At 68.6% G+C, this 19045-nt stretch carries 14 protein-coding genes and 1 pseudogene; 7 read left to right on the top strand and 8 right to left on the bottom strand.

Annotated features, from left to right (window positions below):
- The first annotated feature begins 30 nt into the window (after positions 1-30).
- The 3 genes from AQ610_RS15520 (at position 31) to AQ610_RS15510 (ending at position 3408) form a co-directional block, all read left to right on the top strand.
- Positions 31-1695 carry a gamma-glutamyltransferase family protein gene (locus tag AQ610_RS15520; protein WP_015601076.1) on the top strand — a complete coding sequence of 555 codons (1665 nt, stop codon included), beginning with the start codon at positions 31-33 and terminating at the stop codon, positions 1693-1695.
- Positions 1696-1995: 300 nt separating this feature from the next.
- On the top strand, positions 1996-2829 hold the full coding sequence (locus tag AQ610_RS15515) for a ferritin-like domain-containing protein (protein ID WP_009911302.1): 834 nt from the start codon (positions 1996-1998) through the stop codon (positions 2827-2829).
- A 69-nt stretch (positions 2830-2898) separates the two neighbouring features.
- Positions 2899-3408 (top strand): hypothetical protein, encoded by a 510-nt coding sequence (locus AQ610_RS15510; protein WP_006024627.1) that lies wholly within the window; start codon positions 2899-2901, stop codon positions 3406-3408.
- A gap of 28 nt (positions 3409-3436) precedes the next feature.
- Here the strand turns inward: AQ610_RS15510 and AQ610_RS15505 are convergent, their stop codons facing one another.
- The 3 genes from AQ610_RS15505 to AQ610_RS15495 form a co-directional block, all read right to left on the bottom strand.
- Entirely contained in the window at positions 3437-4885 is a 1449-nt protein-coding gene (locus tag AQ610_RS15505; RefSeq protein WP_006024628.1) for a DEAD/DEAH box helicase, read from the bottom strand.
- A 127-nt stretch (positions 4886-5012) separates the two neighbouring features.
- Complete coding sequence (locus tag AQ610_RS15500) at positions 5013-6311, bottom strand: c-type cytochrome (RefSeq protein WP_006024629.1); 1299 nt, start codon at positions 6309-6311, stop codon at positions 5013-5015.
- 19 nt (positions 6312-6330) lie between these two features.
- Positions 6331-7092 carry a c-type cytochrome gene (locus AQ610_RS15495; protein WP_009911308.1) on the bottom strand — a complete coding sequence of 254 codons (762 nt, stop codon included), beginning with the start codon at positions 7090-7092 and terminating at the stop codon, positions 6331-6333.
- A 424-nt stretch (positions 7093-7516) separates the two neighbouring features.
- Between AQ610_RS15495 and AQ610_RS15490 the strand changes: the two genes are divergently transcribed.
- Positions 7517-8443 (top strand): CopD family protein, encoded by a 927-nt coding sequence (locus AQ610_RS15490; protein WP_006024631.1) that lies wholly within the window; start codon positions 7517-7519, stop codon positions 8441-8443.
- A gap of 138 nt (positions 8444-8581) precedes the next feature.
- On the opposite strand, the gene dgoD is transcribed toward AQ610_RS15490, so the two are convergent.
- The gene (dgoD, locus tag AQ610_RS15485) at positions 8582-9730 is read right to left on the bottom strand and encodes a galactonate dehydratase (protein WP_009911311.1); all 1149 of its coding nucleotides are present in this window, start codon (positions 9728-9730) and stop codon (positions 8582-8584) included.
- A gap of 285 nt (positions 9731-10015) precedes the next feature.
- Here dgoD and AQ610_RS15480 point away from each other — a divergent pair, with 285 nt between their 5' ends.
- Positions 10016-10363, top strand: coding sequence for a GFA family protein (locus AQ610_RS15480; protein WP_009911312.1), 348 nt, complete (start codon positions 10016-10018; stop codon positions 10361-10363).
- 66 nt (positions 10364-10429) lie between these two features.
- On the opposite strand, the pseudogene AQ610_RS15475 reads toward AQ610_RS15480, so the two are convergent.
- Positions 10430-10730: pseudogene (locus AQ610_RS15475) on the bottom strand (DUF4377 domain-containing protein); the annotation flags it as partial.
- Between the two features lie 127 nt (positions 10731-10857).
- Between AQ610_RS15475 and AQ610_RS15470 the strand changes: the two are divergent.
- Positions 10858-12540, top strand: coding sequence for a purple acid phosphatase family protein (locus AQ610_RS15470; RefSeq protein ID WP_006024635.1), 1683 nt, complete (start codon positions 10858-10860; stop codon positions 12538-12540).
- Here the strand turns inward: AQ610_RS15470 and AQ610_RS15465 are convergent.
- On the bottom strand, positions 12518-14356 hold the full coding sequence (locus tag AQ610_RS15465; protein ID WP_006024636.1) for a histidine kinase: 1839 nt from the start codon (positions 14354-14356) through the stop codon (positions 12518-12520). The two genes, AQ610_RS15470 and AQ610_RS15465, sit on opposite strands and share 23 nt — an antisense overlap.
- A gap of 57 nt (positions 14357-14413) precedes the next feature.
- Positions 14414-15859: a response regulator c-di-GMP phosphodiesterase, NosR family gene (gene nosR / locus AQ610_RS15460; RefSeq protein WP_006024637.1), complete on the bottom strand. Its 1446-nt coding sequence runs from the start codon at positions 15857-15859 to the stop codon at positions 14414-14416.
- A gap of 461 nt (positions 15860-16320) precedes the next feature.
- On the opposite strand from nosR, the gene AQ610_RS15455 reads away from it, so the two are divergent.
- Positions 16321-16914, top strand: a complete 594-nt coding sequence (locus tag AQ610_RS15455) for a DUF4142 domain-containing protein (RefSeq protein WP_009911317.1) — start codon at positions 16321-16323, stop codon at positions 16912-16914.
- Between the two features lie 165 nt (positions 16915-17079).
- Here AQ610_RS15455 and AQ610_RS15450 read toward each other — a convergent pair whose 3' ends face one another.
- Positions 17080-18831, bottom strand: a complete 1752-nt coding sequence (locus tag AQ610_RS15450) for a methyl-accepting chemotaxis protein (RefSeq protein ID WP_043282018.1) — start codon at positions 18829-18831, stop codon at positions 17080-17082.
- Between the last annotated feature and the right edge of the window lie 214 nt (positions 18832-19045).

Below are 19045 nucleotides of genomic sequence, written 5' to 3'. Positions count from 1 at the left end.
CGTTTCGGTCCTGTTTACAGTGTGCGTGCGATGAATCTTCACTCGAACATGTCCTGCGCGCCGTTCTCGTGGCGCAATCCGTATCCGACCACGCGCGTGCCGGTGTTCGCGCGCAACGTCGTGTCGACATCGCATCCGCTCGCCGCGCAGGCGGGGCTCAGGATGCTGTGGAAGGGCGGCAATGCGGTCGATGCGACGATCGCCGCGGCGGCCGCGATCACCGTCGTCGAGCCGGTGTCGTGCGGCCTCGGCGGCGACGCGTTCGCGCTCGTCTGGGACGGCGCGAAGCTGCACGGCCTGAACGCGTCGGGCGTCGCGCCCGCCGCATGGAGCGTCGACTACTTTCGCCGGCGGCACGGCGAGGCGGGCAACGGCCTCGCGCGGCAGCCGATGCGCGGCTGGGACACGGTGACGGTGCCCGGCGTGATCGCCGGCTGGGAAGCGCTGCACGCGAAGTTCGGCTCGCTGCCGTTCGCCGATCTGCTCGAGCCGGCGATCGAGCTCGCGGAGCGCGGGCATGCGGTCGCGGCCATCGTCGCGCACAAGTGGGCGGCCGCCGTGCCCGATCTGAACGGCCAGCCGGGCTTCGCGGAAACCTTCATGCCGCGCGGCCGCGCGCCCGGGGTGAGCGAACTGGTTAGACTGCCGGGCCACGCGAAGACGCTGCGCACGATCGCCGCCGAAGGCGCGCGCGCGTTCTACGAAGGCGGCATCGCCGAGTCGATCGCCGCGTTCTTTCGCGACGGCGGCGGCGCGCTGACGGCCGACGACCTGCGCGCGTACCGGCCCGAGTGGGTCGAGCCGATCGGCAAGGACTTTCGCGGCTACACGGTGCACGAGATCCCGCCGAACGGGCAGGGGATCGCCGCGCTGATCGCGCTCGGCATCGTCGAGCGCTTCGGTCTCGACGACCTGCCGCTCGATTCGGCGGATGCGCAGCACGTGCAGATCGAGGCGATGAAGCTTGCGTTCGCCGACATCCATCGCCATGTCGCCGATCCGCGCGCGATGGCGGTCACGCCCGCGCAGATGCTCGACGACGCGTATCTCGACGCGCGCGCGAAGCTGATCGACGTCAATCGCGCGACGCATTTCTCGTTCGGCCTGCCGCGCGCGGGGGGCACGATCTATCTGTCGGCGGCCGACGAGCGCGGGATGATGGTGAGCTTCATCCAGTCGAACTACATGGGCTTCGGCTCGGGCCTCGTCGTGCCGGGTACGGGGATTGCGCTGCAGAACCGCGGCTGCGGGTTCTCGATGGACCCGACGTCGCCGAACGTCGTCGAAGGCGGCAAGCGGCCGTTCCACACGATCATTCCGGCGTTCGTCACGCAGCAGGCGGACGGCGTGCGGCACGCGGTGATGAGCTTCGGCGTGATGGGCGGCGACATGCAGCCGCAGGGCCATCTGCAGACGATCGTGCGGATGCTCGGCTACGGCCAGCAGCCGCAGGCCGCGTGCGACGCGCCGCGCTGGAAGGTGAGCCGGTCGTTTTCGCTCGACGTCGAGGCGACGCTCGATGCGTCCGTCGTCGCTGCGCTCGCCGCGCGCGGCCATGCGATCCAGGCGATCGACGATCCCTACATGGACTTCGGCGCCGGCCAGTTCATCCGGCGGCTCGATCGCGACGAGCCCGACCGCGGCTATGTCGCGGCGAGCGACAGCCGGCGCGACGGCCTCGCGGCGGGCTTTTGACGCGTACCGGCGCGCACGGCGCGCGCGGTTCGTTGCAGGCGAAACGATATCGAAAGGCATTTCAAAGGAGGCTTTCGATTTCGTTCGCCTTTTCGAACTACGGGTCTAATATTGCGTGATGATTGCTGTGGAACTGCGATTGCCGGTTAAGGTCAGTGCTTTGAAGCACGATCAAAAAAGTCCGGCTAAGATGGCCGGACGTGTCGAATAACCGATTTCAACGCGCCGCATGCGGCGGGATCGCGAGCCGAGCGCCGCGCGATCCGTCCGGATGCGAAGCAGCGTTTGGGAGCGCGAAACATGCTGGCTGATTCCGATACCACGCGAGAGATGCCCTGGCGCATCGAAGACATCGACCTGACGCGCATCGACCGTCAGCGCGCCGCGGCGAACGAGGATCTGCTGCTGCTGCTGTGCGCGGCGTCGTTCATCGAAAGCGGCTCCGATCTTTACACGAGCAATCTGAGCCAATTCTTCGACGACGATCCCGAAGTGTCGGCGTGGCTCAACGCCGAATGGGAACACGAGGAATTGCAGCACGGCCGCGCGCTGAAGGCGTATATCGCGCACGTGTGGCCCGAATTCGACTGGGATCTCGCATTCGCGAATTTCTTCGAAGAGTATTCGAAAACCTGTTCGGTCGAGGCGTTCGAGAAGACGCGCGCGCTCGAGATGGTCGCGCGCTGCGTCGTCGAGACGGGCACGGCGACGCTCTATCGCGCGATCAACGAGTGCTCGGACGAGCCCGTGCTCAAGGAGATCACCGATAACATCCGCACCGACGAAGTCCGCCATTACAAGCATTTCTTCCGCTACTTCAAGAAGTACAACAAGGTCGAGGGCAATGGCCGGCTCGCGGTGCTGGGCGCGCTGACGAGGCGCGTGCTCGAGATCAAGAGCGAGGATTCGGAGATCGCGCTGCGGCACGTGTTCGCGATCCGCTATCCGGACCGCGTGGGCGATTCCGCGTATTGCCGCGAGCGCACCGCGCGCGTGAACGCGCTCGTGCGGCGCTATCTTTCCGCCGACATGTGCGTGAAGATGCTGCTCAAGCCGCTCGACTTGCCCGCGAAGATCCAGCCGGGCGTTCACTATCCGCTGACGAAGCTCACGCAGCACGTGTTCTTTCGCTGAATGCCGGCGGCGCGTCGCGCGGTATGCTGCGGGTTTCACTCGACGCGACGCGCAGCAGGAGAGAACCCCGTGACCGATCCGGACCGACGCACCCTCGAACGGACGACGTATGACGCGTGGCCGCGCGCCGCGCTGGCGCTGTTCGACGGCGACGATCTCGCCGGCAAGGCGGGCTTCACCGCGTCGCTCGTCGTCGTCGATCGCAGCAACGATCCGCCGCAACCGCGCACGACGCTGCTGAGCGCGGGCGAGTTGTATGCGCCCGATGCGCGGACGCTGCGCTTCTCGCTATGGCCGCAGTCGCGTGCTGCGCGCGCGCTCGCCGTGCATCCCGACGCGACGCTCGCGTTCGTCGCGGACGACGCATTCCATCAGGCGCGCCTGCACATCGATTCGTTTGATTCGTCCGATTCGTCCGACGACAGGCTTGCGCGCTTCACGGCCACGCTCGTCGGCGGCGAAGCGCAGCGGGTCGGCTATGCGCGCCTGACGTCCGGCATCGCGTTCGAGCTCGCCGGAGCCGACGCGCCGGCCGTGCTCGCGCGCTGGGCGCGCCAGATCGCGCAGCTCAGGCGCTGAACGACGCGCGGCCCGCCCGGCACGATGCTCAGTGGCCGCGCTGGCCGCTGCGCGATGGACGGTTGCGGTTCGCATGCGCGCCGCCGCCGTTCGAATTGCCGGAATTGCCGTTGCCCGCCGGGCGGCCGCTGCCGCCGCGCGCCTGTTGCGGCTTGGCGGGCTTCGCCTGCGCGCCGCCGTCGCGTCGCGCGGCGGGCTGACCCTGCTGCGCCTGCGGCTGGCCCGCCGCGCGCGGCGGGCGATTGCCGCGACCGCCGCTGCCCGCGCCGCCGCCGCTGCCGCCGCCGTTTCCACCGCGCTGCCCGCGCCGCTGGATCGGCTCCGGCTTCGCGTTCGGATCCGGCTCGAAGCCCGGAATCACTTCCTGCGGAATCTCGCGCTTGATCAGCCGTTCGATGTCGCGCAGCAACTGCTTCTCGTCGACGCACACGAGCGACACGGCTTCGCCGTTCGCGCCCGCGCGGCCGGTGCGGCCGATCCGGTGCACGTAGTCCTCGGGAACGTTCGGCAGATCGAAGTTGACGACGTGCGGCAACTGATCGATGTCGATCCCGCGCGCGGCGATGTCGGTCGCGACGAGCACCTGCAGCGTGCTGTTCTTGAACTCGGACAGCGCGCGCGTGCGCGCCGACTGGCTCTTGTTGCCGTGGATCGCCATCGCGCTGATGCCGTCCTTCGCCAGTTGCTCGGCGAGCCGGTTCGCGCCGTGCTTCGTGCGCGTGAACACGAGCACCTGGAACCAGTTGTGCTCGCGGATCAGATGCGTGAGCAGCTCGCGCTTGCGGTCGCGATCGACCGGGTGGATCTTCTGCGCGATCGTCTCGGCCGTCGTGTTGCGGCGCGCGACTTCGATCAACGCGGGCGAATCGAGCAGGCTGTCCGCAAGAGACTTGATCTCGTCGGAGAAGGTCGCCGAGAACAGCAGGTTCTGGCGCTTCGCCGGCAGCTTCGCGAGCACGCGCTTGATGTCGTGAATGAAGCCCATGTCGAGCATCCGGTCGGCTTCGTCGAGCACGAGGATGTCGAGGCTCGACACGTCGATCGTCTTCTGCTGCATGTGATCGAGCAGGCGCCCTGGTGTCGCGACGACGATGTCGACGCCGCGCTTCAACGCATCGATCTGCGGATTGATGCTGACGCCGCCGAACATCACGGCCGAGCGCAGCTTCACGTACTTGCTGTACGCGCGCACGCTTTCCTCGACCTGCGCGGCGAGCTCGCGCGTCGGCGTGAGGATGAGCGCGCGCACCGCGCGGCGCGCGCTGCGGTTTTCGGCGTAGAACGTGTGCAGGCGTTGCAGGATCGGCAGCGTGAAGCCGGCCGTCTTGCCGGTGCCCGTCTGCGCGCCGGCGAGGAGATCGCCGCCGCCCAGCACGGCGGGAATGGCCTGAGCCTGGATCGGCGTGGGCTGCGTGTAGCCCAGCTCGTTGACGGCCCGCACGAGCGGTTCGGCGAGTCCGAGAGAAGCGAAAGACATAGAAACTCTTGATTATTGGTAAGGCGGCGTCCTCGCGCGGCCCGCGCGGAAAGCGGACGTCGCCGGAAAAACAAAAGGGCGCGGCCGCGGTTTCCCGCAGCCGCGCCCCGTTAGCGTCACCCGATACTCAGTCGAGCGGCGCGGAACGCAGGTCGCTCACCTGTTGCGGTGAAACCGGCGAACCGTTGTTGCCCCACGACATCCGGATGTACGTGACGACCGCCGCGACTTCCTGGTTCGACAGCGACTGTGCGAACGGCGGCATCCCGTACGGGCGCGGATTCTTGAGCGTGCTCGGCGGATAGCCGCCGTTCAGCACCATGCGGATCGGGTTCACGGCCGATTCCATCATGATCGAACGATTCTGCGCGAGCGGCGGGTAGGCGGTCGGCTTGCCTTCGCCCTGCGCGCCGTGGCAAGTCGCGCAGTTGTCCGCGTAGATCTTCTTGCCGTGCTCGAGGAGCGTCGTGCCGTACTGCTGCGACGGCTCGTACTGCATGTTCTTCGGCGCTTCGGCCTTCTGCGGGATCGACTTCAGGTAAGTCGACATCGCACGCGTGTCCTCGTCCGTCATGTACTGCAGGCTGTTGTGGACGACGTCCGCCATCGGGCCGAACACCGCGCCCTTGTGCGACACGCCCGCCTGCAGCAGGTCGGACAGCTCCTGGACGTGCCAGTCGCCGAGGCCGAGCTCCTTGTCGTTCGTGAGCGACGGCGCGTACCAGTTCTGCAGCGGGATCAGGCCGCCCGCGAACGCAGCCGAGCTCACCGGGCCGCCCATCATGTTGATCGACGTGTGGCACATCGAGCAGTGGCCGAGGCCTTCGACGAGATACGCGCCGCGGTTCCATTCGACCGATTTCGTCGGGTCCGGCTTGTACTCGCCTTCCTTGAAGAACAGCGTGCGCCAGCCGATCAGCAGGTTGCGGTTGTTGAACGGGAAGCGCAGCTCGTGCGGACGGCTCGGCGCGTTGACGGGCGCGACCGAGCGCAGGTACGCGTAGATCGCGTCCGAATCCGCGCGCGTGACCTTCGTGTAGCTCGCGAACGGGAAGCCCGGATAGAGCAGGCTGCCGTCCTTCGAGCGGCCCGTGTGCATCGCGCGGTAGAAGTCGTCCGACGTCCACTTGCCGATCCCGTATTGATCGTCCGGCGTGATGTTCGGGGTGTACATCGTGCCGAACGGCGTCGCCATCGGCAGGCCGCCCGCGAACGACTTGCCGCCGCGCACGGTGTGGCACGCGATACAGTCGCCGACCCGCGCGAGGTATTCGCCCTTCTTGATGAGCGCGGCCTGGTCGGCGGGCGTCGCGGCGATGGCGGCATTGCCGTGCAGCGTGTCGTTGCCCGGCCACAGGACGGGCACGAGGGCCGCTGCCGCGACGATCGCGACAGCCGAGAGTGCAAACAGGGACTTGCGTTTCATTGTGTCTGTCTCCCTTGCCTTATTGCGGTTCGCTGCCGCAGGCGAGCGGAGTCTTCATCGAGCGGGCCGGGGCCGGCACGGGGTTGGCGGGCGCCGGCTGCGCGGCGAGCCACGCGGTCACGGCGGTCACGTCCTCGTCGGACAGCTTGCTCGCGACGTCGTGCATGCAGTCGGGCGCCTTTGCATGACGCGTACCCGAGCGCCACGCGCCGATCTGCGCGCTCAGGTAGTCGCTGTGCAGGCCGACGAGACCTGGAATCGCGGGCTGCATGCCGGTCAGCGCGGTGCCGTGGCACGCGACGCACGCGGGCAGCTTGCGCGCCGGATCGCCGTGCAGCGCGAGCTGCTTGCCGCGCTCGACGACGGCGGCGGGCGCCGTCGGCTTCGTCGGCGCCGGGTACGGCGGACGCTGTTCCGAGAAGTGCTCGGCGATCTCGCGCAGGTAATCGTCGCTCAGGTACGTGAGCAGATAGTTCATCGGCGGGTACTTGCGGCGACCGTCGCGGAAGTTCACGAGCTGGTTGTACAGGTACTCGGCCGGCTTGCCTGCCAGACGCGGGAAGTAATCGTTGTCGGTGCCCTGCCCGTGCGTGCCGTGACAGGCCGTACAGCCGCGCACGCGCTCCGCCATCGAGTCGGGCGCCTTCAGGGGCGCCTTCGCGGCGGCCGGCTCGGTGGGCTTGGTCTGCGCGTGCGCAGTGCTCAGAAGGCCCGCTGCGCCCATCAACACAACGGCGAGCAGCGGACGGAAAAGGCGTCTAGAAGACACACGGGACTCCATTGTTATTCGTCGGGGACCTGACCGGGCTCCGATCGGCTCGGCATGACGGCAAGAACTAACGAGGGGCAGGCAGCCGGGCTGCTGCGACGCGGAATTCTATCATCGATGGGTAATGGCGGCTATTTGACGCGGAGGGCACGGTTCCAAGCCGTGGTCGGGTTGCGACAATATGACGCGCGAATGGCGCTCGGGACCGGGCGAATGCCGGACAAGCTGCGCAGCGGGCGGCGAAGCCCGTACACTTCCGGGGGGGCGCGGCATCGGGGCGGATGGCCGATGCGCCGCCGCCGATTTCTTTCCTTTCATGCGAGTCGATGAAGTCTTCTTTTTCCTGTTTGCCTGAAAACAACGGCCGATCCTTTCATGCCTTGCGCGCGCGGCGCGTCGGGGCCGTATCCGGTGCGCGCGGCGCGGGCGGTGCGCGATGAAGCTCGACAGCCTCTGGTTCGGCCAGGCGGCGCTCGCCGCGCTCGGCGACGTCGCGTTCGCGGTCGCGGTGGGCTCCGCGCTCCTTGGCGCGTGGCTCGCGAACGACGGCGCGAAGAGCGTGATCGCGCCGTCGCATCCCGCGTGGCGCCAGTCGCTGCGCTCGCTCGCCGTCGCGGCGGCCGTGCTCGTTCTCGCCGACGTCGGCTGGCTCGTCTATCAGGCCGCGTCGATGAGCGGCGCGGGCCTGCGCGGCGCGTTCGGCGCGATTCCGGTCGTGCTCGCGCAAACGCACGTCGGGCATGCGTGGGCCGTCTTGTGCGGCGGCGCGCTGCTGCTGTTCGTCGTCGCGCTCGCGCGGCCGGGCGGCCCGCTCGCGGGCGCGCTCCTCGCGCTCGCGACGCTCGTCGTCGCGGCGGGCAAGGCGTCGCTCGGGCACGCGGCCGATTCGGGCGCGTTCTCGGCCGCGGTCGGCGTGCAGACGGTGCACGTCGCCGCGACGGCCACCTGGGGCGGGCTCGTGATCGCGGGCGGGATGGCCGTGCTGCCGGCGCTCGGCTCGTCGATCGCGCGCGGCGCGATGATCCGCATCGCGCAGCGGCTGTCTGGCGCGTCGATCGCGGCGCTCGCGTTCGTGGTCGTCACGGGCGCGCTCAACACGATCCGCGGCACGGGCGGCGATTTCGCCGCGCTCGACGGCAGCACGTGGGGCCGAGTGTTGCTGCTCAAACTCGCGCTCGTCGCGCTCGCGCTCGTGCTCGCGGCGCTCAATCGCTTCTCGGCGCTGCCGCGGCTGCGCCGCACCGCATCGACCGAGGACGCGCACACGTTCCGCAACGTGCTGCATCTCGAGGCGCTCGCGATGATCGGCGTGTTCGTCGCGGCGGCGATGCTGTCGTTCACCGCGCCGATCGCGGCGGGCTGACGCGGAGCGCTCGCCTGGAGCGAGGGCGGGGCGGGCCGGGTGGGTATCGGCCATCGGCAGCGAGGCGTGTCGCCCGCCGCCGAAATGCGATCCGCTGATTTGCCGATCAGTCGATCAACCGATCAACCGCTCGCATCGTCACCACTCGGCGACGCTGCCGTCCGCGTGCCGCCACACCGGATTGCGCCACCGGTGCCCGGTCTTCGCCATCTCGCGCACCTTCTCCTCGTCGACGTCGATGCCGAGCCCCGGCCCCTGCGGAATCGCGACGAAGCCGTCCGCGTAGCGGAACACCTCGGGGTTGCGAAGATAGTCGAGCAGATCGCTGCCCTGGTTGTAGTGGATGCCGAGGCTCTGCTCCTGAATGAACGCGTTGTAGCTGACCGCGTCGAGCTGCAGGCACGCGGCGAGCGCGATCGGCCCGAGCGGGCAGTGCAGCGCGAGCGCGACGTCGTAGCTTTCCGCGAGCGCCGCGATTTTCCGGCACTCGGTGATCCCGCCCGCGTGCGACGCGTCGGGCTGCACGATGTCGACGTAGCCGCCTTCGAGGATGCGCTTGAAATCCCAGCGCGAGTAGAGCCGCTCGCCGAGCGCGATCGGCGTGCTCGTGTGGTTCGCGATGTCGCGCAGCGCCTCGGCGTTCTCCGACAGCACGGGCTCTTCGATGAACATCAGCTTGTACGGATCGAGCTCCTTCGCGAGCACTTTCGCCATCGGCTTGTGCACGCGGCCGTGGAAATCGACGCCGATGCCGACGTAGGGGCCCACCGCGTCGCGCACCGCCGCGACGTTCGCGATCACCTTGTCGACCCGGTCGAACGTGTCGATGATCTGCAGCTCTTCCGAGCCGTTCATCTTCACCGCCTGGAAGCCGCGCTCGACGACCGCGCGCGCGTTGTTCGCGACGTCGCTCGGCCGGTCGCCGCCGATCCACGAGTACACCTTGATCCGGTCGCGCACCGGGCCGCCGAGCAGCGCATGCACCGGCGCATCGTGGTGCTTTCCCTTGATGTCCCACAGCGCCTGGTCGATGCCCGCGATCGCGCTCATCGTGATCGGGCCGCCGCGGTAGAAGCCCGCGCGGTACATCACCTGCCAGTGGTCCTCGATGCGAAGCGGGTCCTGGCCGACGAGGTAGTCGGCGAGTTCGTGCACGGCCGCCTCGACCGTGTGCGCGCGGCCTTCGACGATCGGCTCGCCCCAGCCGACGATGCCCGCGTCGGTCTCGATCTTCAGGAACAGCCACCGAGGCGGCACGACGAAGGTTTCGAGGCGGGTGATTTTCATGGCGGGTGTCTCCTGTCTGTCGGCTTGAATCATGCGTGAATCGTACAGCGGCGTCGCGCGAAAGTAGTATCGATCGCGCCGTTGTGCACATAGTGAGCGCGGCGGCGCGGCGCTTCGCGGGTTTGCGCGGGATCGCGCGACTCGGGTCGGGTGCGAATTGTCGCTTTCGCGCACGTCGCACGTCGTTCAGCGGTTGCGATTCGCCCGGCCGGGCGTTACCGTACGCCACCGGCCGGTCGTCCGGACGCGGCGCCGCCGCGTCGGAACCGATCCAGGGAGGCGATGATGCTTTACACCGGCAGTTGCCATTGCGGCAAGGTCAGGTTCGAGGTGGAAGGGGAGATCGACGGCGCGTGTGCGTGCAACTGCTCGATGTGCATGCGCAAGGGCTCGCTGCTGTGGTTCGTGCCGCGCGACGCGTTTCGCCTGAAGACGCCTGATGAAGACGCCGCGACCTATCTGTTCAACAAGCACGTGATCCGCCATCGGTTCTTCCCGACCTGCGGGATTCATCCGTTTGCGGAAGGCACGGACCCGAAGGGCAACGCGATGGCGGCCGTCAACCTTCGCTGCGTCGACGGCATCGATCTCGACGCGGTGAGCGTCCGGCATTTCGACGGACGCGCGCTCTGAGCGCATCGGGCGGCGTGCGCGGCATGCTTCGACGCGCGCCGCGCCCGCGGTCTCGCATCGTCCGGCTCAACGCGGCTGCTGCCGGACGATGCGCTTGGGCACCCAGCGAATCGACGAGCCGTCGGCGGCCGGATTCGGCGCCCTGCATTCGGCGATTTCGAGCCGGTATTCGTAGCCGGGGCGGTAATCGTTGCCTTCGATGCCGCTGTACCAATGCCGCCACGGCTCGTTCGGGTTCGTGCACACCTGCAGGCAATCCATCGGCGCGACGTAGACGGTCTTCGTAGACGGTCTTCGGCGCGGCTTGCGGCGCGGCCGTCTGCGCGGCGGGCGCGTTCGTCACGTTCGCCGCGCGCGGACGCGCTCCGCGCTCGCGCGATGCGCTGACATCGTCGCGTCACGCATCCCGTCATAAGGTGTCGGCGCTGACGCGCGCGGCAACCGCCGTTCGCTGTCGTTCCTTTCCCGCAGACCCCCGACAATCGGACGAAACCATGCCGAACAAGCCAGCCCCCGATGCACCGCCGACCGAGCATACTTGCGCCGTCTCGCGCCGCGGCTTTCTCAAGTTCGCGGGCGTATCCGGGCTCGCGACCGCCGCGAGCGGACTCGCGGCCACGCGCGCGGCGGCCGCCGCGCCCGACGGCACCCCCGAGCAGATTCATCTGACCTGGGGCGACGCCGACGCGCACGAGATCGTCGTGTCGTGGGCGTCGCTCGCGGCCGCGACGAACCCGCGCGTGCGCTTCGCGGGTCCGAACGAGGCGTGGCGAACCGTCCACGGCGTGCAGCGCACGTACACGGATGGCCTGAACGGCGAAGTCGTGTTCACGTATCACGCGCGGCTGCGCGGCCTGAAGCCGGGCGCCGTCTATCGCTACGAGGTCACGGCCGACAACGACAGCAACGCGGCGCAGCCGTTCGCCGCGCGCTTCGAGGCCGCGCCGCACGGCCGCGCGCCGTTTCGCTGGACGAGCTACGGCGACCTGGCCACGCCGAACACGGGCTGGGTGCTGTCGTCGCCGCAGAGCCGCTTCGCGGTGCAGGCGGTCGAGCGCTTCCAGCCGCTCTTTCATCTGCTGAACGGCGATCTCTGCTACGCGAACCTGAACCCCGCGCATCAGCCGGCCGTGTGGCGCGACTTCGGCAACAACAACCAGGCGTCCGCCGCGAACCGCCCGTGGATGCCGTGCCCCGGCAATCACGAGATCGAGTTCCACAACGGCGCGCAGGGCCTCGATTCGTATCTCGCGCGCTACACGCTGCCGGAGAACGGCACGCGCTTTTCGGGCCGCTGGTACAGCTTCCGCGTCGGCGCGGTGCTGTTCGTGTCGCTCGACGCGGACGACGTCGTCTATCAGGACGCGGCCGCGTTCGTCGCGGGCCCGAACCCGCTCGTGCCGGCGGCGAGCACCGGCAACGAGGCGATCGCCCCCGGCACGTCGCTCTACGTGCGCGGCTACAGCCGCGGCGAGCAGACGCGCTGGCTCGAGGAAACGCTGCGCCGCGCGTCGCACGATCGCGACGTCGACTGGATCGTCGTGCAGATGCATCAGGACGCGCTCAGCTCGTCGAAGACGGGCAACGGCTCGGACAAGGGCATTCGCGAAGCGTGGCTGCCGCTGTTCGACCGCTACGGCGTCGACCTCGTGCTGTGCGGCCACGATCACGACTACGAGCGCAGCTTCCCGGTGCGCGGGTGCAATCATCGCGCGGGCGTCGACGCGGCGACGGGCGAGGTCGTCGACACGCTGCAGCCGCGCCCCATCGTCACGACGGACCCGGCCGACGGCAGGTTCGACACGTCGCACGGCACGATCCACATGATCCTCGGCGGCGGCGGCACGAGCGCGCCGCTCGACGTGTACGGCGAGAATCCGGCGACCGGCCTGCCGCAGGCGCGCGTGTTCACGAAGCCGAACCGGCCGGTGCCGGGCACGGCGCCGAACACGTTCGTGCGGCACGGCGCGGACGCCGTGGAGGACGCGATCTGGTCCGCGCGGCGCGACACGGGCACGGGCTACGGGATCGCGGTGTTCGATTACGAGCCGGGCGAGCACGGCGGTCACTCGACGATCACCGTGAACTACTATCACGCGCCGGGCGCAGACCAGAAGCCGACGGCCGAATACGAGCTGTTCGAGACGATCGTGCTCAGCAAGCCGCACCGCGCGTAAGCGGCGCCGCCGGCGCGGCGGCGTGCTCGGCCGCGCGCGCCGCGCCGCACGCCCCGTCGCGCGCGGCTGCCTGCGCGGCCGGGCCGGGCTTGCGCCGGATCGGCAGCGTGACCGTCAACGTCGAGCCGCGGCCGACGCGGCTCTCGACGTCGATGCGCCCGCCGTGATGCTCGACGATGCCGTGCGAGATCGACAGCCCGAGCCCCGTGCCCTGGCCGACCGGCTTCGTCGTGAAGAACGGATCGAAGATCCTGCCGATCACGTCGTCCGGAATGCCCGCGCCCGTGTCGGCGATCGAGATCGACACGGTGTGGTCGTCGTGCGTCGTGCGAATCGTGATCGTGCCGTGCGTGCCGATCGACTGCGCGGCGTTGACGAGCAGGTTCATGAACACCTGGCTCAACTGCGCGGCGTTGCATTCGACAAGCGGCAGGCTGCCGTATTCGCGCACGATGTCCGCCTTGTACTTGAGTTCGTTGTGGACGACGTTCAGCGTGCTTTCGAGGCTCGCATGCAGATCGGCGAATGCCCACGCGTCGCCGCTCGGCCGCGAGAAGTCGCGCAGGTCGCAGACGATGCGCCGCACGCGCATCGCGCCGTCGATCGATTCGTCGATGAGCGCGATGATGTCGCCGCGCACGTAGTCGAGATCGACGTCGCGCGCCACCGCGGCGAGCGGCGCGCGCGCGTCGGCCGCGAGCGTGCCCGTCAGCGCTTCCTGCGCGGCGATCACGTCGAGGAGGCCCCGGACCCAGCTCTTCAGCGTGTTCAGATTCGCGTTGACGAAGCCGATCGGGTTGTTGATCTCGTGCGCGACGCCCGCCGCGAGCTGGCCGATCGACGCGAGCTTTTCCGATTGCAGCAACTGCACGTGCGTTTCCTCGAGCCGCCGAATCAGGCGGCGCTGCTCGTCCTTCTCGTGCTCGAGACGCGCCTGCGCGGCCTTGCGCTCGTCGATCTCCTGCTCCATCTTCCTGCGCGTTCGCTGCAGCACGTGCGTCGTGCGCTCGTACTGCCGCAGCGCGCCTTCGAGCTCGCTCGTGCGCTTCGCGACGAGTTCCTCGAGCGCGTCGGTCATCCCGCGCAGGAACGCGGTGCGCGCGTCGAAGCGCGATACGACGAGCGTCGCGCTCAGGATCGTCGCGGTGAAGAGCGCGATCGTCGCGCCGAGCCAGGCGCCGCTGATCTCGCCCGCCGCGCCGCACACCGCGTTCGCCGGAAAATGCGCGGCCGCCATCCCCGTGTAATGCATGCCGGTGATCGCGATGCCCATCACGCCCGCCGCGGCGATCCGCTTCGCGAACACGCGCGGTTCGTTCTCGCTGCTCAGGCGGTGCGCGATCCATAGCGCGGTCGTCGACGCGCCGATCGCGATTGCGATCGACGCGACGAAAAGCGTGAAGTCGTAGGCGATCGCGGGCTGCATCCGCAACGCGCTCATGCCGGTGTAGTGCATGCCAGCGATGCCGATCCCCATCAGCACGCCGCCCATCGCGAGCCGCTCGCGCGTGAGCGCGGCGCGCGTGACGGCGCTGAGCGCGAAGTACGACACGACCACCGCGATCGCGAGCGACGCGAACGTGTGGCCGAAGTCGTAGCCGAGCGGGATCGGCAGCGAGAACGCGAGCATCCCGACGAAGTGCATCGCCCAGATGCCCGTGCCCATCGCGGCCGCACCGCCCGCGAGCCATGCGCGCCGCATCCGGGACTGATCGATGAGCGTGATGAGCGCGCTCAGGTCGAGCGCCGTGTACGACGCGAGCGTCGCGATCGCGAGCGACAGCGCGACGAGCGGGAGGTCGAAGGTTCCGTGCATGGGCGTCGGTCTTTCCTGGTGCGTGCGTGCGTGCGGGCGGCGGGCGCGGCGCGCGCGTCAGCGTTCGCGCCCGGCGGCGGCCGCGGCTTCGGCGAGCGGCGTCGTCTGGATCAGGATCGTGAACGGCGTGCTCTCCTGCGCCTCGTAGCGCCGCACGAGCGCGACCTGGTGCGCGGACACGACGCTGCCCTTCGTCATCAGCAGCACGCCGCGGCTCGTGCGCAGATCGTCGGCGAGCCGCATGCCTTCGAGCAACTGGCCGCTCGTGATCTGCGCATACGGCGTGTTGCAGCCGAGCGTCGCCAGATCCTTCACGAGCGCGGCGAAGCGATCGACGATCTGCGGGTCATAGCGCAGGCCGGCCTGCGACTTGATGAGCGCGACCGCCTGCTCGGGCTGCAGGCGCTGATTGACCACGCCGCCGCGCTGCAATCCCTCGTAGTCGCGCGCGATCGCGAGGATGCGCGAGCCGAGCGGAATGTCGTCGCCCGCGAGGCCGTCCGGCGTGCCGCGTCCGTTGAAGCGCTCGTACTGATGGCGAATGATGTGCGCGACGTGATTGAGTTGCGCGACGGGCGTGAGCACCATCTGCGCGCGCAACGGATGCTGATGGAACAGCCGGCTCTCTTCCGCGCTCATCCGGTCGATCGATCTGCGCAGCAGCTCGTCCGGCAGCGACAGCTTGCCGATGCCGTGCAGGAGGCCGGCGAAATGCAGATCCTGCGCCTGCAGCTCGCTCATGTCGAACGCGAGCGCGAGCCGCTTCGCGAGTTCGCCGAAGCGCCGCGATTCGCCGCCCATCACGCCGCAGCGCAGCTCGATCATGTTCGCGCCGACCTGGATCATCGTCATGAAATTGCGCTTCAGGTCGCGCTGCGCATCTTCGAGGAACATCACGGTCTGCCGGATCTCCTCGGTGCGCGCGCGCACCTGCGCTTCGAGTTCCGTGCTGAATGCGACGAGCTCCCCGTTCTGCTTCTGCGTGAGCGCGAAGAGGCGCGCGGCCTCCTGGCGCAGCCGTCTTTGCTCGAGCGCCTGCTTGACCGTCAGCAGCAGGTCGTGATCGTCCCACGGCTTGTTCAGGTAGCGATACACGCCGCCTTCGTTGATCGCGCTCACGACCGCGTCGATCTCGGAATAGCCCGTCAGCAGGATGCGCATCGTGTCCGGATGGAGCGTCTGCGCGCGCGCGAGGAATTCGGCGCCCGTCATGCCGGGCATCCGCATGTCGGAGACGATGAGGTCGACCTCGCCGGCGGCGAGCACGTCGAGCGCCGCGGCGCCGCTCCCGGCCGTCACGACCTGGTAGCGCGCGGTGTGCAGCAGGCGCTTGAGCGCGGACAGGATGCTCGGCTCGTCGTCGACGATCAGGATCACGGGCGCGGCGGGCGCGCCGCCGTCCACGCCCGCGGGCGCGGAACCGGCGCTGCGCGCATGATCGGCCCCGCGCGGGTGCGGCGCGTCCGGCGCGATCGTCGTTGTCGATTCCTCGGGTCCGTTCACGAAGCCTCCGCTTCAATTTTTGTCATCGGCTAGCTGCGATATCGGCGTGCGCGCGTGCGCGCTTGAGCTAAAAAAACGGGGCGTTAGCGTATCTACCTAGAGCGTGTGCCCGCGGCGCCCCGCGATGCGCGCGAACGGAGCGTGCGAGCCGAAAGAATCGGGTCGACTGTTTCGGACGCGCGCATCGGCTCCGCACGTGTCGATTTCAGGACAATTTCGACCGATACGGTGCGCGCATGCTCGCGCAGCCTTTCGTCTTACCTCCCGTTACACAATCGACACCATCGTTGCACCTCGGTCGCGACGCACCTCCTAGAATGCACTCGACGGGTTGCGCCGCATCCGAGTCCGCAGCCGGTGCGCGCGGCGAAGGCGCCGCATGTCTCGCCGCGCCGTGCCCGGCCGCAGCATCGCAGCCCCGATCGTCGATCCGTTGATGAATTTCACCCTAAGGAGAACGTATGACTCGCCGTTCCGCTTTTTCTCTCGCCGGCGTGTGTGCCGCCGCGCTGTTCGTCTTCGCGACCGCCGCATCCGCACAAAACGCACCGTCGCCCGCGCCGACGCAGCCGCGTCCCGAGGCGGCCGCCGATGCCGGCACGCGACTGCACGAAGCCGATCAGGCGTTCGTCGCCGATGCGACGAAGGCCGTGTCGACGCAGCGCGACGCCGCGCGCATCGCGGATTCGCGCTCGAGCGATCGCGCCGTGAAGGCATTCGCCGAACGCGTCGCGAGCGACAACGAGAAGCTGTCGCAGGCGTTGCGCGCCGCGAGCCCGCGCGGCGTCGACGTGCCGCACAACGATCCGGACCCGGCCGTGCTCGACAGCATCAAGAACCTGCGCGGCGACGCGTTCGACAAGGTGTACATCGAGCAGGTCGCGCTCGAAGGCAACCGGAAGGCGCTGTCGGTGTTCCAGGCCGAGATCGCGTCGGGCCGCAACGAGCAGTTGAAGAACGCCGCGCGCAAGGGCTTGCCGGTGATCCAGGCGCATTACCAGCAGGCTCAGGAACTCGCGAGCCGCAAGCACCTGGCGAGCGACGCGTCGAAGTGACGGCGATCGATCGCAGGGCGCCGCCGCGCTCGCGGCGGCACGCGCCGCGGCGACGAACCTGCTCGCCGCGCGCCGTGCATTCGGCGCGCGGGACCGCAAACGAACAGGCGGCGCGTGAGCGCCGCCTGTTTTCGTATCGACGCCGCAATGCACGGCGCACGCCGCTCAGAACGTCTGCCAATCCGTCTGCGCGTTCGTCGTCGCTCGTGCGGGGGCGTCCGCCGGCGACGCGCTCGCCGGCGTGAGCGACGGGGCAGGCGTCGCGCGCATCGCGGGCCGGGTCCGCGCGACGCTCGCGCGGTGGCGCATCGCGTGCTCGGCGCCGGCTTGCGGCGCACGCGCATCATCTCTGCGCGAATGCGCGCGCCCGTTCATGCGAAACACGGCCACCGCATCGACGAGCCGCTGCGTGCGGCGCTTCAGCTCATCTGCGGTCGCCGCCGATTCCTGCACGAGCGCGGCGTTCTGCTGCGTCATCTTGTCCAACTGCGTGACGGCGACGTTGACCTGGGCGATCCCGTCGGACTGCTCGCGCGTCGCCGAGCTGATCTCGCCGATCAGGCCCGCGACCCGCGCGACCTGCGAACGGATATCGTTCATTGCTTCGCCCGCCTGATCGACGAGTGCGCTGCCCGCCGCGGTTTTCTGCACGCTGTCGTGAATCAGCGCCGCGATTTCCTTCGCCGCGTTCGCGCTGCGCTGCGCGAGCGTGCGCACTTCGGCCGCGACGACCGCGAAGCCGCGCCCTTGCTCGCCCGCCCGGGCCGCCTCGACGGCCGCGTTCAGCGCAAGGATGTTCGTCTGGAACGCGATGCTGTCGATCACGCCGATGATCTCGCTGATCTTGCGGCTCGACGCGCTGATCTCGCCCATCGTCGTCACCACCCTGCCGACCACCGCATCGCCTTTTTCGGCTGCGTCGCTCGTCGAGCCGGCGAGCTGACTCGCCCGTGTCGCGGTATCCGCGTTGTTGCGCACCGTCGCGGTCATCTGTTCCATCGACGCGGCGGTTTCCTCGAGACTCGCGGCCGCCTGCTCGCTGCGGCTGCTCAGATCGTCGTTGCCCGCGGTGATCTTGCCGCTCGCGCTCTGCAGGCCGGACAACTGATCGCTTACGTCGTCGACGAGCGAGCGCAGATTGAGCCCGGCCTGATTGACCGCGCGCATGATCATGCCGATCTCGTCGACGCGGTTCAAATGGACGTTGTCGCCCGCCTGGCCTGCGGCGACCGCGAGCGATTGCTTCAGAACGCGTTGCAGCGGCGCCGTGATCTGCGCGGCGAGCCAGAACTCCGCGAGCAGCAACAGCGCCGTTTCGGCGGCGGCGAAGCCGTCGAGCATCGCGCCGTGCAACCCGAAGAGGAACGCCGTCGATACGGAGCCGGCGAGGAGCGCGAGCAGCGCGGCGCGAACGCGCCAGCGCGCGCTGAGTGTCTGCGGCAGCGACATCCATCCGAGGAGCCCGGTGCGCACGACGAGGCCCTGATGAAACTTCCGGCCGCGCGTGCGATGCTCGCGAAAGTCGCGATTGAGCGCTTCCGCGCGCTCGATTTCGTCGCGCGACGGTTTCGTGCGCACCGACATGTAGCCGACGAGCTGCGCGTTGCGGATCACGGGCGTCGCGTTCGCGCGCACCCAGTAGTGGTCGCCGTTCTTGCGGCGGTTCTTGATGATCGCGGTCCACGAGCGGCCGGCCTTCAGCGTCGTCCACATGTCGGCGAACGCTTCGGCCGGCATGTCAGGATGCCGAACGATGTTGTGCGGCTCGCCGAGGATGTCGTCGCGCTCGAACCCGCTCACCTGGACGAACGCGGCGTTCGCGTATGTGACGTAGCTCTGGGGGTCGGTCGTCGACATCAGCGTCGCATCGTCGGGAAAATCGTATTCCCGCTGGGTCACTGGAAGATTGGCGCGCATGAAAGGCTTTCTCCAAAAGATCCGGAACGTCGTATGTCGCGAATGCGGCGAATGCGCAGTCCGGCGACATGATCGGGTTTACGGACGATTTCGCGAGAGCTGAGTGGGTGGAATCCATGATGCTTGCTTGATGTGGGTCAACGCGTGCGCAATCGTTTGCGGTTCGACGCGGAGGCGAAAGAAAATGATCGGATTCCATATTGTCTGCGCTAAG

Source organism: Burkholderia humptydooensis (assembly GCF_001513745.1).
In the GTDB taxonomy this organism is placed as follows: Bacteria; Pseudomonadota; Gammaproteobacteria; order Burkholderiales; family Burkholderiaceae; genus Burkholderia; species Burkholderia humptydooensis.
This window is presented reverse-complemented; position numbering and strand designations above follow the sequence as displayed.